10 protein-coding genes and 2 pseudogenes are annotated in these 14,906 nt (G+C 72.9%); 10 read left to right on the top strand and 2 right to left on the bottom strand.

What is annotated here, in order from left to right; all coding sequences use genetic code 11:
• Both ACFTWP_RS40045 and ACFTWP_RS40040 read left to right on the top strand, forming a co-directional pair.
• Window positions 1-94, top strand: a pseudogene (locus ACFTWP_RS40045) (sugar ABC transporter permease); the annotation flags it as partial.
• Between the two features lie 77 nt (window positions 95-171).
• Window positions 172-435 (top strand): hypothetical protein, encoded by a 264-nt coding sequence (locus ACFTWP_RS40040; RefSeq protein ID WP_380270120.1) that lies wholly within the window; start codon window positions 172-174, stop codon window positions 433-435.
• Between the two features lie 192 nt (window positions 436-627).
• On the opposite strand, the gene ACFTWP_RS40035 is transcribed toward ACFTWP_RS40040, so the two are convergent.
• Window positions 628-1,587, bottom strand: a complete 960-nt coding sequence (locus ACFTWP_RS40035) for a polysaccharide deacetylase family protein (protein WP_380270118.1) — start codon at window positions 1,585-1,587, stop codon at window positions 628-630.
• Window positions 1,588-1,863: 276 nt separating this feature from the next.
• On the opposite strand from ACFTWP_RS40035, the gene ACFTWP_RS40030 reads away from it, so the two are divergent.
• The 3 genes and pseudogenes from ACFTWP_RS40030 (at window position 1,864) to ACFTWP_RS40020 (ending at window position 5,303) form a co-directional block, all read left to right on the top strand.
• The gene (locus ACFTWP_RS40030) at window positions 1,864-3,885 is read left to right on the top strand and encodes an FAD-dependent oxidoreductase (protein WP_380270116.1); all 2,022 of its coding nucleotides are present in this window, start codon (window positions 1,864-1,866) and stop codon (window positions 3,883-3,885) included.
• Window positions 3,886-3,986: 101 nt separating this feature from the next.
• Window positions 3,987-4,499: pseudogene (locus tag ACFTWP_RS40025) on the top strand (PadR family transcriptional regulator); the annotation flags it as partial.
• A gap of 324 nt (window positions 4,500-4,823) precedes the next feature.
• Window positions 4,824-5,303 (top strand): VOC family protein, encoded by a 480-nt coding sequence (locus tag ACFTWP_RS40020; RefSeq protein ID WP_380270115.1) that lies wholly within the window; start codon window positions 4,824-4,826, stop codon window positions 5,301-5,303.
• 140 nt (window positions 5,304-5,443) lie between these two features.
• Here ACFTWP_RS40020 and ACFTWP_RS40015 read toward each other — a convergent pair whose 3' ends face one another.
• Entirely contained in the window at window positions 5,444-5,992 is a 549-nt protein-coding gene (locus ACFTWP_RS40015) for an RNA polymerase sigma factor (RefSeq protein ID WP_380270114.1), read from the bottom strand.
• Between the two features lie 188 nt (window positions 5,993-6,180).
• Here ACFTWP_RS40015 and ACFTWP_RS40010 point away from each other — a divergent pair, with 188 nt between their 5' ends.
• The 5 genes from ACFTWP_RS40010 (at window position 6,181) to ACFTWP_RS39990 (ending at window position 14,632) form a co-directional block, all read left to right on the top strand.
• On the top strand, window positions 6,181-6,636 hold the full coding sequence (locus ACFTWP_RS40010) for a helix-turn-helix domain-containing protein (protein WP_380270113.1): 456 nt from the start codon (window positions 6,181-6,183) through the stop codon (window positions 6,634-6,636).
• 14 nt (window positions 6,637-6,650) lie between these two features.
• Window positions 6,651-7,271 carry a hypothetical protein gene (locus ACFTWP_RS40005; RefSeq protein ID WP_380270112.1) on the top strand — a complete coding sequence of 207 codons (621 nt, stop codon included), beginning with the start codon at window positions 6,651-6,653 and terminating at the stop codon, window positions 7,269-7,271.
• A gap of 687 nt (window positions 7,272-7,958) precedes the next feature.
• A complete protein-coding gene (locus tag ACFTWP_RS40000) occupies window positions 7,959-10,502 on the top strand; it encodes a collagenase (RefSeq protein WP_380270111.1) in 2,544 nt (847 codons plus the stop codon).
• Window positions 10,503-10,676: 174 nt separating this feature from the next.
• Window positions 10,677-13,784 (top strand): AAA domain-containing protein, encoded by a 3,108-nt coding sequence (locus tag ACFTWP_RS39995; protein WP_380270110.1) that lies wholly within the window; start codon window positions 10,677-10,679, stop codon window positions 13,782-13,784.
• Window positions 13,785-13,852: 68 nt separating this feature from the next.
• Window positions 13,853-14,632, top strand: coding sequence for a VOC family protein (locus ACFTWP_RS39990; protein ID WP_380270109.1), 780 nt, complete (start codon window positions 13,853-13,855; stop codon window positions 14,630-14,632).
• Window positions 14,633-14,906: the final 274 nt, after the last annotated feature.

Genomic DNA, 14,906 nt, shown 5'->3' with positions numbered 1-14,906 from the left:
CGGATCCGTCGTCGCCATCCTCCCCGTCATCGTCCTGTTCGCCTTCATCGAACGACAGGTCGTCTCCGGCCTCACCGCCGGATCCGTCAAGTAGCCGGCGCACGAAGGAGGTCCAGCTCGACGGCGACCACTCGGGGAGCCCAGCGGCGGACCTTCCGGGAGCCGGTGGCGATGCTGGAGCGCCTGATGGAGCAGTCCGTGACGGCCGAACTCCACGGCTACTACGGGAATGTGGCCCTGCCGGTCGAGGAGGTCTCCCGGCTGGGTGCGCTCCCCGCGATACGGCGGGCGGCCCGGGTCGCCGGCGGCCGGCCGGGCTGGGACACGTACACGTACCTGGTCGACGGCCTGTTCATCGTCCGGGACCGCAGGCGGCCGTCCGAGGAGGTCCGGATGCCGACCGCACCGGTCGCGGCGAGGAGCCGGCCGGCCTGAGCGCCCGCCCCGCCCGCCGGTCCCCGGCCGCCGCACCGCCCGTGCGCCCGGCGACGAAGCTCCCGCCGTACCCCCTGCCCCGTGGCTGACGACGAAGTCGGCCACGGGGCAGGGTCGTTCCCGTGTCGGGGGCCCGGCTCGGACGGGGGCGCGGCGGGAGTACCGGTGAAGGGCCCCTGGACGGTGGGAGGTTCAGGGAGCGCCCTCCGAGAGGCGTACGAAGTGGTGCCCCGCGGCCAGCAGTTCGGGGACGGCGGCGGCGATGCCGGCGGCCGTCCCGCCGGCCGGGTGGTTCATGTGGGCGAGCACGATCGAGCCCGCGGGGGCGGCGGCGACCGTGCTGTGCACCTCGGCGGGGGAGAAGGTCGCGCCGCCGTCGCCGTTGACCGTGAAGCCGGCGAAGCGCTGGCCGAGGTCGGTGATGATCCTGGCCGCCACGTCGTCGAGGTAGGCGGTGCCGGAGCGGAAGAACCGAGGCGGGTGGCCGAGGAGTCCGGTGAGTTTCGCCCGGTTGCCGGTGATCTCGTCGACGACCTCGCCGACGTCCCGGGTGCCGGGGATGTCGTAGGCGGACCGGCCGGTGACCGACAGCGGGCAGTGCCGGGTGCCGTGGTCGGCGATCTCGAACAGCGGGTCCGCAGCGAGGGCGCGGAAGGCGGGGAGGTTGGCGTCGATCCAGCGCGAGTTGAGGAAGAGCGTGGCGGGGACGCGCCGCTCCCGCAGGAAGTCGATCAGTGCCCCGTCGTAGCCGCTGCCCTGCGGTCCGCCGCAGGCGTCGAAGGTCAGGGCGATCGCCCGGCCCCCGTCCGGCAGCCGGCTGACCACCCCGGGCGCGTCGAACCCCCAACTCGTCGGCTCCGCCTGCCCGTAGCGAGCGACCAGGGCGGATCGCCCGGCCTGCCCGGCCAGGTCGCCCGCCACGGCCCGGTCCGCTCCACCGGGCGGCGGATCGGCGGAGACCGGGGTGCCGGCGGCGCTGGTGGTGCTACTGGTGCCGGTGCCGGTGCTGGCGGCGGCGGGCGGGCGCGGAGGCGAGGGTGCGGCGGAGGGCGTCGGCGCCCCCTCCGCCGGCCCGGATCCCGCCGGGGCCCGGCAGCTCGTCAGCAGGGTGCCGGCCAGGACGGCCAGCAGTGTCCGTCGGCTCGGCGGCATCCCGCTCCTTCGCACTGCCTCGTGGCCCGGCGCCCGAGCGGGCCGGCCGTGGTCGCCCCACCGTAGGCAGGGCCCGGTGGGCCGCCCCGGGCTGACACACGGCGGGCCGCCCCGGCCGACCCGGTCGGCCCAGCCCGACCTCGTACGCACCGGCGGGGGCGGCGCCCGCACGCCGCGGGGGGCGGCGGCCCGATCCGATCCGCTTAGTGCAACTTGTTGCAAAAGACTTCCGGGCGTCCTACCGTGTGGCGACGACGTCGTACGAGGAGTGACCGGATGAGCGCCTACCCCCACCTGCTGCGCCCGCTGGATCTGGGCTTCACCACGCTGCCGAACCGCGTGCTGATGGGCTCCATGCACGTCGGGCTGGAGGAGGCCGAGAACGGCTTCGAGCGGATGGCCGAGTTCTACGCCACCCGCGCCCGCGGCGGCGTCGGCCTGATGGTCACCGGCGGCATCGCCCCCAACGAGCAGGGCCGGCCCTGGTCGGGCGGTGCGAAGCTCACCACGGAGGCGGAGGCCGCGGAGCACCGCCTCGTCACCGACGCCGTCCACCGCGAGGGCGGCCGGATCGCCATGCAGATCCTGCACTTCGGCCGGTACGCCTACCACGAGGACCTGGTGGCGCCCAGCGCGCTGCAGGCGCCGATCAGCCCCTACCTGCCCCACGCCCTCGGCGAGGACGAGGTCGAGCAGACCATCGAGGACTTCGTCCGCTGCGCGGCCCTCGCCAGGTCCGCCGGATACGACGGCGTCGAGATCATGGGCTCCGAGGGCTATCTGATCAACGAGTTCATCGCCGCGCAGACCAACCACCGGGAGGACCGCTGGGGCGGCTCCTACGAGAACCGGATGCGCTTCCCGGTCGAGATCGTCCGGCGGGTGCGCGAGCGGGTCGGGCCGGACTTCATCCTGATCTACCGGCTCTCCATGCTCGACCTCGTCCCGGGCGGATCGACCCTGCCCGAGGTGATCCGGCTGGCCCGGGCCGTCGAAGCGGCCGGCGCGACCATCATCAACACCGGCATCGGCTGGCACGAGGCCCGGATCCCCACCATCGCCACCTCGGTGCCGCGCGGTGCCTACACCTGGGTCACCCGGAAGGTGATGGGCGCGGTCGGCATCCCGCTGGTGACCAGCAACCGGATCAACACCCCCGAGCTGGCCGAGCAGTTGCTCGCCGACGGCTTCGCCGACCTGGTCTCGCTCGCCCGCCCGCTGCTCGCCGACCCCGAGTTCGTCGCCAAGGCAGGTCGCGGCGCCCCGGAGTCCATCAACACCTGCATCGGCTGCAACCAGGCCTGCCTCGACCACACCTTCAGCGGGCGGATCACCTCCTGCCTGGTCAACCCCAGGGCCTGCCACGAGACCGAGCTCGTCCTCACCCCGGCCCGGCTGCGCAAGCGCGTCGCCGTGGTCGGCGCCGGCCCGGCCGGGCTGTCCTTCGCGGTCTCCGCCGCGCAGCGCGGCCACGCCGTCACGCTCTTCGACGCCGCCGGCGAGATCGGCGGTCAGCTCAACATCGCCCGCCAGGTGCCGGGCAAGGAGGAGTTCGACGAGACCATCCGCTACTTCCGCCACCAGCTGGCCGCCGAGCGGGTCGACGTCCGGCTCTCCACCACCGTCACCGCCGACACCCTCGGCAGCGGCGACTACGACGAGATCGTGATCGCCACCGGCGTCAGCCCGCGCACCCCCGAGATCCCGGGGGCCGACCACCCCAGCGTGGTGGGCTACCTGGACGTGCTGCGCGACAAGGCCCCGGTGGGGGAGCGGGTCGCCATCCTGGGCGCCGGCGGCATCGGCTTCGACGTCGCCGAGTTCCTCACCGACCCGGGCGAGGACGCGAGCCGCAACCCGGCCGTCTTCTTCGAGCAGTGGGGCGTCGACACCGAGCACCGCGCCGCCGGCGGCCTGCGCGAGCCCGTCCGCCGCAGGGCCCCGCGATCCGTCCACCTGCTCCAGCGCAAGACCACCAAGGTCGGCGCGGGCCTGGGCCGGACCACCGGCTGGATCCACCGCACCGAGCTCCGGCACCGCGGCGTGACCATGATCGCCGGGGTGAGCTACGACCGCATCGACGACCAGGGCCTGCACATCACCCTCGACGGGGAGCAGCACGTCCTGGCGGTCGACACCGTGGTGCTCTGCACCGGGCAGGAGCCCCGCCGCGACCTGTACGAGGCCCTGCTGGCCCGGGGGGCGGCGCCGCACCTGATCGGCGGCGCGGACCTGGCGGCCGAGCTCGACGCCAAGCGCGCGATCGACCAGGGCACCCGCCTCGCGGCCGCCCTGTGACGCTCCGCCGTCCGCCCGCGGTCCTCGGGCTCCGTCGGTCTCCGGGTCCCGGCCTCCGTCGGCCTCCGACCGCCGTGTGCCGGTCGCTCTAAGCTCGTCCCATGTCGCTGCCGCACGCCATTCTCACCGCCCTGCTGGAGAAACCGTCCTCCGGGCTGGAACTGACCCGGCGGTTCGACAGGTCGATCGGCTTCTTCTGGTCCGCCACCCACCAACAGATCTACCGGGAGCTGGGCAAGCTGGAGAAGTCCGGCCTGATCAGCGCCGTTCCCCAGCCGCCCTCCCGCGGTCGGCGCAAGCAGTACGAGGTCCTGCCGGCCGGCCGCGCGGAGCTGGCCGGCTGGACGGCCGAGAGCCAGGATCCGAGAGCGGCCCGTGACCCGCTGCTGCTACGGCTGCGCGCCGCCGCCGTCCTGGGCCTGCCGGGCCTCGACGCGGAGTTGCGGCGGCACCTCGCCCTGCACCGGCGCCAGTTGGCGGACTACCTGGAAATCGAGGAGCGGGACTTCCCGGTCGAGAAGGCCGCGGACGAGAACCGCCTGCAGCATGTGGTGCTGCGAGCGGGCATCGGGCTGGAGACCTTCTGGATCGCCTGGCTCACCGAGGCCCTCGCGGCGGCGAGCGGGGAGGACGTGGCCACCGGGCCCGCGAGCGCCACGGGGCCGGCGAGCGCCGCCCGCCCGGCCGACGGGTGGACCGGCCCGGAACGGACCGGCCCGGAGGGGACCGGCACCGGCGGTTCCTGACCCCCGCCGGGCGGCGGTCAGCGCTCGCGGGCCCGGACGGCAGCCGCGATCCTGGAGGGGACGGGGCGTACGGGCCGGGGTGGCATCCGCCGCGTCCGGGGCCGGCCGGGGAGACTCGGTGCAGCGGCGGCGGACGACCGGACCTCGGACGACCGGTGCGCCGCGCACGCGCTCACGGACAGGGAGAGACCGATGACCACCGACGGCTTCACCACGTGCCTCTGGTTCGACGGGCAGGCCGAAGAGGCGGCACAGTTCTACACCTCGATCTTCACGAACTCCGCGATCGGCCGGATCGGCCGCTACAACGAGGCAGGCCCCGGACCGGTCGGCTCGGTGATGACCGTCGAGTTCGAGGCGAACGGCCAGAAGTTCCTGGCGCTCAACGGAGGGCCGGAGTTCACCTTCAACGAGGCCGTCTCGTTCCAGATCTACTGTGCGGACCAGGAGGAGCTGGACCACTACTGGGGCCGGCTCACGGAGGGCGGCTCCGAGGTCGCCTGCGGCTGGCTCAGGGACAGGTACGGGCTGTCCTGGCAGGTCGTTCCGGCCGGTCTCGTCGACATGATCACGGACCCGGACCCGCAGAGGGCGCAGCGGGCGACCAAGGCCATGCTGTCGATGGTCAAGTTCGACATCGCCGCGATCGAGAAGGCCTACGCGGGGGAGTAGCCGCGGGGCGGAAGTCCGGGGGCCGTGGCGGGGTCGTACATCGGTTGCCGGCACTGCCGGCACTGCCGGCACTGCCGGGGCTACCGGGCTTCCGGCGTACGGGAGTCGGCCACCGGCGTCGACCGGAGGTGTCGGTCGCGCTACCGCGCCACGGTCTCCTCGGTCAGCCGGCGCCGGAGGTTGACCCGGGCCCGGTAGGTGAGCGTCTTGACCGCGCCGACCCGGAGCCCGGTGCGGGTGGCGATCTCCCGCGAACTCAAGCCCCCCCAGTAACGGAGTGTGACAGCCGTCCGCTGGTGGTCGTTCAGGGCCGCCAGCGCGGCGAATACCCGGTCGGCCTCGACGATGGCAATCACCAGGTCCTCCACCCGAATACCGGCATCGGTATCGCCGACGACCTCGTAGGCGGACTCCCGGCGGGTCGAGCGCCGTTTGTCGTGGTCCAGCATCAGGTTTCGGGCGATGGTGATTATCCAGGCCCCCATGTCGGTGCCGGTGAACTGGTAGTTACCAATTCCCGTCATTGCCCTGACAAACGTGTCCTGGGTCAAGTCCTCGGCCAGCGCGCGATTCCCGGTCCGGCGGATCAGGAACGCCAGGACCCGTCCCTGGTAGAGGCGGTAGAGCTCGGTCCAGGCGGTGTCGTCCCCGGCCTTCGCGGCCTCGATCAGCGCTGGTGTGACGGTCATTCGTGACCTCCTGGAAGTGGAAGGGCTGTCACGTTAGGAGGCTGCGTGCACGCGTGCAAGCGATTCACTGGAACTGATGCCTCCATATCTCGCTCAACCCCGGATGAACAGCTGTGATGCGGATCAAGGGGGGCTTGCGAGCCTGCAAGTGCGCGCCGGTCCGGGCGACAACCGGTAACCTGCGCGCCATGCAGTTGACAGGGGACACCTCGGACGCGACGACCCCGGCCCAGCGCTTCGGGGCGGTCGTCCACGAGGCCGCGCAGCGAGCCGGCTACGACCTCACACCCGGCACGGGCGGACGTCTCGCCCTGGCCAGGGACACCGGAATGAGCGCCTCGGCGGTCGGCCGCATGCTGCGCGGCGAAACGCTGCCCAGGCCCTCGCAATTCCAGCGAATTGCCCAGGTGCTGCACCTTGACCTGCATGATCTCCTGGTCCGCGGCGGCGTTGTTTCCGAGGATTCCGCAAATGATCTCGCGCGGGGTGTACGATCACCCATCACCCCTGAGGAAGCGTTGGACGCATGGGGAATCAGGCACCCCATGATCAGAAAATTCCTCCTCGCCACCATTGCGCAGGCATTCCACCTGCAGCAGGAAAGCGAGCACGAAAGCCGCGGGGGAGGCGCCGCGCACATGTAGAGGTGAGGCCAGAAATGCCGAGAATCCCGCCGAGGACGACCGACTGGCTGCGGGCCGCTGCCGCGGCCGGCGGTATCGCGTCGATCGTCCTCGGTACGTACGACTCCCGTTGGGTCCCCGCGCTCGGCTGTCTCGCCGTCATCGCCCTGTCCGTCACCGAGTTCGCGCTTGCCCGGGTGCGCCGCTGGATCGCCGGCACGGAGACCCGGGCCGAGCGGCAACTGGCCCTGGTCACCGCCCGGCAGAGCGATCTCGGCGGCCGCCCGCCCGTCGCCGGCGGGGCGTCGGCGGGTGCCGCCGTCGGCCGGGCCGGCCCGTGGCCGGTCGGCGGCCCGGCGAGGCCCGGCGCGGGTGCACGAGGTCCGGTGCTTCGCCGCGCTGCTCCGGTCGCGGCCGGCGAGGACCTGTCCTCGCCCGGTCTGCTCCGCCTGCTCGAAGCCGTGCACCACGAGCTGAACCTCGCCAACGAGGAGACCGCGCGGGCGAAGGCCGAGCTCGCGGACCTCACCCGGGAGTGGAACGCCCTGGTGCAGGAGTCCGTGTGCCGGCAGCTCGGCTTCTGCGGCCCGCCCGGCCCCGAGCGGCCGTCGCCCACGGGAGGCCCCCGCCCGCCGCGTCCTGGGCGCGAACCCTGAGCGGGGGTCGGACGGCAGTGGGAGCCGGACTGCACGGCCATCCGCGAGCCCGCCGACCTCGACCGCACGGCGAGGTGGGTCCAGTGCGGTCCGGGTCGCCGATCCGTCCACCTGCCCCTCCGCCGTGTCCAACCATGCCTTCCGGTAAATGAGCTGACCCGCCGGCTGTTTAACCTGCCCTCCCGGTAGGTGAGCTGACCCGCCGACTGTCCAATCAGCCCTTCCGGTCGGTGGGCTGACCCGCGGGGGATCCCAACTGCCGCTGCCCGTCAGTGGACCGGATCGCTCCCTCCGCAACCAGTCGCCCTCGAAGGCTGATTCGCGCCGCTGATCCACCGTCCCTCGCACCCGGGCCACCCGCTCGCGCCGTCGCGCCGGCCGGTGCGAACGGCTGCCCGAGCGTCAAGTCGCTTCCTCGGCAGCGGTTTTGGGTTCCCGATGCATGGCAGGTAGCGGATGTCGCGCGCTCGCCGTGGCGCCGGGACCGACCGCAGCGCTCCGTTGTCGAACCGCCGCAACTTCCCCACACGGAGGGCCTTCCGATCACCATGTGACGTATGCAATGGTACATGTCACACTCCCCACCGTGTCATGGCGGCGCCATCCCCACGGCTCGCCATCCAACGGTCCTCACCTCCTTCACGGCCGCGCCCCCACGCGGCCGATCACCGGCCCGGAGGCCCCCACGTGAGAACCGCCCGCATACCGAAAGACCTCGTCAGGCTGCTGACGGTCGCGCTGACGCTCTGTCTGGCGCTCGGCCTCTTCAGCCCGCGGAGCCAGGCCGCCGCCCCCCGACCGGCGGACCGCAACCCCGGCAGCTCGGCGCCCGGCGGGCCCGCCCCCAAGCCGGCCACCGGTGCACCCGACCGGGACGACAACCACGCCGGCACCGCGCTGCCCACCCGGGACCGCGCGCCCCTCCCGCTGGACACCGGCGCCCTGCGGCGCGACTACGACCAGCCCGCCCTCGCCCGGACGGGCGCCGCCCGCAGCCTCACGGCGGCGGCCTGCAACACCTCGGACTTCACCGGTCGCACCGGTGCCGCGCTGGTGCAGCAGATCAAGTCCGCCACCACGGACTGCGTCAACACGCTGTTCGGCCTGACCGGCAACGACGCGTACGCGGCCTTCCGCGAGGCCCAGATGGTCACCGTGGCGAACGCGCTGCGCGACGTCTCCGCCTCCTACCCGGGGGACAACAGCACCTCGGCGGGCCAGCTCGTGCTGTTCCTGCGGGCCGGCTACTACGTCCACTGGTACAACGCCTCGACCGTCGGTACGTACGGCACCGCGCTGCAGACCGCGATCCGCGGCGGCCTCGACGCCTTCTTCGCCAACGCGCACTCCCGCGACGTCACCGACGCCAACGGCGAGACGCTGTCGGAGGCCGTCACGCTGATCGACAGCGCGGAGGAGAACGCCCGCTACCTCTCCGTCGTCAAGCGGCTGCTGTCGGGCTACACCAGTGCGTACAACAGCTCCTGGTACATGCTGAACGCCGTCAACAACACGTACACGGTGCTCTGGCGGGGTCACCAGTCGCCGGCCTTCGTGGCGGCCGTGCAGGCGGACCCGTCCGTCACCGACACCCTGTACGCGTTCGCCTCCACCAACAACGCGGCGCTGGGCACCGACCAGAGCTACCTGGTCTCCAACGCCGGGCGCGAGCTCGGGCGGTTCCTCCAGTACGCCCCCCTGCAGTCGAAGGTCCGTCCGCTGGTGAAGGGCCTGCTCGGGCAGAGCTCGATCACCGGTCGCACCGCACCGCTCTGGGTGGGTCTTGCCGAGATGACCGACTCCTACGACAAGGCCAACTGCGCCTACTACGACACCTGCGACCTGGCGAACCGGCTCAAAGCGGCCGTCCTGACGGTCGACTACACCTGCAGCCCGAGCATCCGGATCATCGCCCAGCAGATGGCCGCGGCCGAACTCGCCTCCTCCTGCACCAGCCTGAAGAGCCAGGACGCGTACTTCCACGGCGTGGTCCGCGACAGCGGCGCCGTCGCCGGGGACAACAACACCACCATCGAGGTGGTGGTCTTCGACTCCAGCAGCGACTACCAGACCTACGCCGGCACCATCTTCGGCATCAGCACCGACAACGGCGGCATGTACCTGGAGGGTGACCCGGCGGTCGTCGGCAACCAGCCGCGGTTCATCGCCTACGAGGCGGAGTGGGTGCGCCCGGCCTTCCAGATCTGGAACCTCAACCACGAGTACACCCACTACCTCGACGGCCGGTTCGACATGTACGGCGACTTCAACGCCGGCGTGACCACCCCGACCATCTGGTGGATCGAGGGCTTCGCCGAGTACGTCTCGTACTCGTACCGCAACGTCGTGTACGACGACGCGATCGCCCAGGCCGCCAAGCACACCTACGCGTTGAGCACCCTGTTCGGCACCACCTACGAGAACGCCGACCAGACCCGGATCTACAACTGGGGCTACCTCGCCGTCCGTTACATGCTGCAGTCGCACCGCGCCGACGTCGACGCCCTGCTCGCCAAGTACCGCGCCGGCGACTGGACGGGTGCCCGCACGTACCTGACCGCCACCGTCGGCACCCGCTACGACGCCGACTTCGCCACCTGGCTCACCGCCTGCGCGGCCGGCGGCTGCGCAGGCGGCACCAACCCGCCCGCCAACCAGGCGCCGATCGCCGGGTTCGGCGTCGCCACCAACGACCTGACGGCGACCTTCACCGACGCCTCGACCGATGCGGACGGCACCGTCGCCGCGCGCTCCTGGAACTTCGGTGACGGCGCCACCTCCAGTGCGGCCAACCCGGTCAGGACCTACCAGGCGGCCGGCACCTACACCGTCACCCTCACGGTCACCGACGACAAGGGCGCCACCGCCACCGCCACCAGGAGCGTCACCGTCACCTCCGTCCCGGAGTGCACGGCCGCCGACAGCCGCCAGCTCGGCCAGAACTGCCGTCGCTCCAACCTGTCCGCGACCACCGGCAACTACAGCTACCTGTACCTCTACCTGCCCGCCGGCACCAAGCAGTTGACCATCACCAGCAGCGGCGGCACCGGCAACGCCGACCTCTACTACAGCGCCAACGGCTGGGCCACCACCGGCTCCTACACGGCGAAGTCCACCAGCACCGGCAACGCCGAGACGCTCACCGTCACCAACCCGCCCGCCGGGCCGGTCTACATCAGCCTGCACGCCCAGCAGGGCTTCACCGGTGCCACCGTGAAGACCCTCTACTGAGCAGCCGCACCCACCGGACCGCCCCGCCGGGACGCAGCAGCGTCCCGGCGGGGCGGTCCGCGTCCGCGCGTGCGCCCCGGGGCGGACGCGGGAACCGTCGAGAACGGGGTGCGGGCCGGCCCAGGGGCTAACCTGGATCATGCGTGCCGCCGGACCGCGAGCAGGGGGAATGTCATGGCAGGACCGGAACGTCCTTATCCGACCGAAGAGTTCCTCCGGGCCTGTCGGGCGGAGATCGCCTCGGCCAGGCGCCACGACGGTTCGGCCGGCCCGGCCGACGTCGTCCTGCTGCACAGCGGGCGGCAGACCGGCGGCGGTGAGTTCCGGGAGTACGTCTTCCGCTGCAGGAACTGGCGGGACACCCTGGACGGGCGCGCCCTGCTGATCCGGTCCGAGGGGAGCCGTCGGGAGTGGTCGCCGGCCGAGGCGACCCGTGGCCCGGACGGCGCCGTGCGCGTGCGGACCGTCGCCGACCTCGGCACGGACCGGGTCAAGGCCGAACTGCGCGAGGACGATGCCGGCAACTGGGTCGCCCTGCTCAAGCGCCTCGAAGCGGTCGGCACCCCGGAGAGCCCGCTGGAGACCGCGATGGCGGGCCTGTTGCTCGACCAGGGTGACGCCGTGGTCGGCCAGGTGCCGGACCCGCACCGCTGGGTCGCCGGCTGGCACGGACTCCAGCTGAACGACCGTCAGCGCCGCGCCGTGGCGCAGGCGCTCGGCAGCCGGATCCTCTTCCTCTGGGGCCCGCCCGGTACCGGCAAGACCGACGTCGTCTCGTACATCGTCGAAGGCTGCTACCGGCAGGGGCACCGGGTGCTCTTCCTGGCCCCCACCAACGTCGCGGTCGACCAGGCCTTGGAGCGGATCTGCGAACTGCTGCAGCGGGAGGACGGATTCGACTCCGGCCTGGTCCAGCGCGCCGGCCGGATCGTCGTCCCCGGCCTGGGCCTGCGCTTCGGTGAGCAGGTCGACGAGGAGCGGATCACCGCCCGGGTGAACGCCGCGATCGACGCCCGACTGGCGCTCGCCAAGCCGGAACTGGACGGCGTACGGGCCGCGCTGGCCCTCCACGACGAGAGCCGGCGACTGGCCGCGAGCCTGGACGGCGCCCGGGCCCGGCAGCGCGAGGCCGCCGCCGAGCGGGATGCGGCCGCTCACCGGCTGCTGGCGGCCGACGCGGCCGCGGCCGGGCTTCGCCTGCGACTCGCCCAGGCTCCTTCGGCCCAGGGCCGGTTCGCGGACCGCAAGCAGGCGAAGCTCGACGAACTGCGGGCGGACCTCGCCGGAGAGATCGAGGCCACCGCCGCCGCCGCGCTGGCCCAGCAGGGCGCCGCCACGCGCCTCGCCCGGGCCGAGGGCGAGATCCCTGCACTGGAGGCGCAGCAGCAGCGCGCCGTCACCGCGCTCGCCGGCTCGCCGCCCCGGGCCGCACTGGAGGCCCGGGCCAAGGAGCTCCACCAGCTGATCCAGGACCTCGACGCCGAGCGGCGCCGGCTTCAGGACGCCGTCCGGGCCCGCTGCCGGGTGCTCGGCACCACCGTGGCCCGGGCCGTGCAGTCCCGCCGGCTGTTGGACGAGATCGACGTCGTGGTGATCGACGAGGCGGGGATGGTCGACCTCCCGTCCGCCTGGGTAGCTGCCGGTCTGGCGGGCAAGCGGGTGGTGGTGGCCGGGGACTTCCGGCAGTTGCCCGCGGTCACCAAGGCGGCCAGCGACGACGCCGACAAGGACCAGCAGCCGCACTCGCGGCAGTGGGCCGCCCGGGACGCCTTCCACGCCGCCGGGCTGGTCGGCACGGACGGCGCGGCCCGGGCCCGGGACCCCCGGCTCGTCGGCCTGGACACCCAGTACCGGATGCACCCGGCGATCTGCGGGCTGGTCAACGCGGTGGCCTACCCGGACGCGCCGCTGCGCACCGGCCGACCGGACGGCAGCCGGCTGCCGGACTCGCCGCTGCTGCCCGGGCCGCTCGTCCTGCTCGACACCTCCGGTCAGCGGGTGCCGGGTTCCGGCTCGGGTGCGCACCGGACCAACGCCGTGCACGAGGCGGTGATCCACGAACTGGTCCGCGGCCTGCAGTACGACGGGGTCCTCCCCGCGCGGGTCCCGGCGGGGGAGGACGGGCCGGGGCCTGGGGCGCGGCTCGCGGTCATCGCGCCGTACAAGGACCAGGTGCGCCGGCTGAGCGAGGGGCTGCGGCACCGGTTCGGGGAGGAGTACGAGGGGCTGGTCGACACCGTGCACCGGTTCCAGGGCAGCCAGCGGCCGCTGGTGGTGATCGACATGGTGGCGGGCGCGGGGCCGAAGCCCGGCTTCTTCTACGAGGGGACGGGTCTGACCTCCACCACGACCCGGCTGCTCAACGTCGCGGCCAGCCGTGCCCAGGACCACCTGGTGGTGGTCGCCGACGTCGCGCATCTGCGCGAACACCTGGCGCCGCACAGCGAGGCGCTGGTGATGCTGGACCATCTGGAGCGGCATGCCGTCCGGCTTCCGGTGGCGGAGCTGGTGCCGGTTCGGCAGGCGGCCGAGCTGGCCGGCCTGGCTGAGGACGAGCTGGCGCGGCCCGCGTTCTTCCCCGCCGACGAGGTGGGCCGGGCGGTGGCCTGGGACATCGGCCGGGCGGTCACCGGCATCGACGTCTACTGCGCCTTCCTCAACGCCAACGCCGTGGACCACTGGATCGGGCCGCTGGGGGAGCGGGCCGCCGCCGGGGTCGCGGTCACCGTCCACACCAGGGACCACAGCGGGGACGTCCGGGCGAGCTGGCTGGTCGAACGGCTCCGGGGGAGCGGCATCACGGTGCTCCAGCGGGAGCGGATGCACGAGAAGGTGCTGATCGTCGACGACAGCGTCCTGTGGCACGGTTCGCTGAACCTGCTGGCGAAGGTCGGGCCGACCGATCTGATGATGCGGCTCACCGATCCGGAGTCCTGCCGCAGGGTGCGGCGGATCATGACGCAGGCCCGGCCGGGCGACGAGAAGCGCTGGGAGCGGCCGGGCGGTGCCGACCCGCGGGTACGCGCGGCCGTGCCCTCCCGGGTGCCCGCTCCGCCAACCACGCCCGGTCCGCCCGGTGCGGGCGGTGCGACCACGGCGGCCGGCGTTCCGGCCGGGACGGTCCCGGGCGACGTGGTCGGGGGGCGCCTCTACCTCAAGGTGCCCTACGAGGAGAAGGACGAGGCCAGGCGCCTGGTCCGGGCCCGCTGGGACGGCGCCCTGAAGCTCTGGTGGGTGGACGCGGCCACCGACCGGGCGACGGTACGGCGCTGGCTGCCGTAGCCGGCTCCGGTGGCAGATTCCGGTCCGCCCGGGGAAGGTGGGCGAGGGGTTACCACCAGGGAGACGGAATGCCTGAAGTCACTGATCCGTACGTGCCCGGCCAGCCCTGCTGGGTCGATCTGATGGCCGACGACCAGCAGGCTGCGCTGGACTTCTACCGGGACCTGTTCGGCTGGCAGGGCGAGCTGGGCCCGCCGGAGTTCGGCGGCTACTCGGTGTGCACGCTGAACGGCAGGGCGGTGGCCGGGATCGGCCCCACCATGGCGCCCGAGGGGATGCCCAAGCCGCCGGTCGCCTGGACGACCCACCTGTCCACCGACGACGCCGACGCCGCCCAGCGGGCCGTCACCGAGGCGGGCGGCACGGTGCTGGTCCCGGTGATGGACGTCGGCACCACCGGGCGGATGCAGATCGTGGCGGACCCGACCGGCGCCGTGTTCGGGATCTGGCAGGCCGGCGACTTCGCCGGCGCCGCCGTCAGCGGCGAGCACGGCGCACTGGTCTGGAACGACCTCCACACCAACGACATCCCCGCCGCAAGCGCCTTCTACCGCGCCGTCTTCGATGCCGAGATCGCCCCGATGGAGGGCGCCGAGGGCTACAACTCCTTCAACCTCGGCGGCCGCAGCCTCGGCGGGGTGGCCGACCTCGCGAACGAGCCGCCCGGCACGCCCCCGCACTGGCTGACGTACTTCGCCGTCGACGACCCGGACCGTACGGTCGACCAGCTGGTGAAGAAGGGCGGCAAGGCCCTCATCCCGCCCTTCGACATGGTCGCCGGCCGGATGGCGGTCGTCGCCGACCCGCAGGGCGCGGTCTTCGCGGTGATCGCACCGCTCCCGATGTAGCCCCGCCGTCCGCGTCCTCGTCCCGGGCGATCCCGCCGGAGGCGAGGGCGCGGACCTGGAGCGCCCGGACCGGTCGGGATGCGCGCCTGCCGCAGCCCGTCGATCCGGTCGCGAGGGTACGAATCACGCAGCCCGGCGCCCGCGGCCCGGGAATGCAGGAAGTGGCGGGCGTGCGCATAAACGCCCGGCCCTACCCGGACCCCCCGCCGGCCGCCAAAGGGGGGCGCGGGGGGGGCCCAACCCATAAACCCCCAAGAGTGGAGGAGGTGAGGCG

It is taken from the genome of Kitasatospora sp. NPDC057015 (genome assembly GCF_042673745.1).
Lineage (GTDB): Bacteria > Actinomycetota > Actinomycetes > Streptomycetales > Streptomycetaceae > Kitasatospora.
This window is presented reverse-complemented; position numbering and strand designations above follow the sequence as displayed.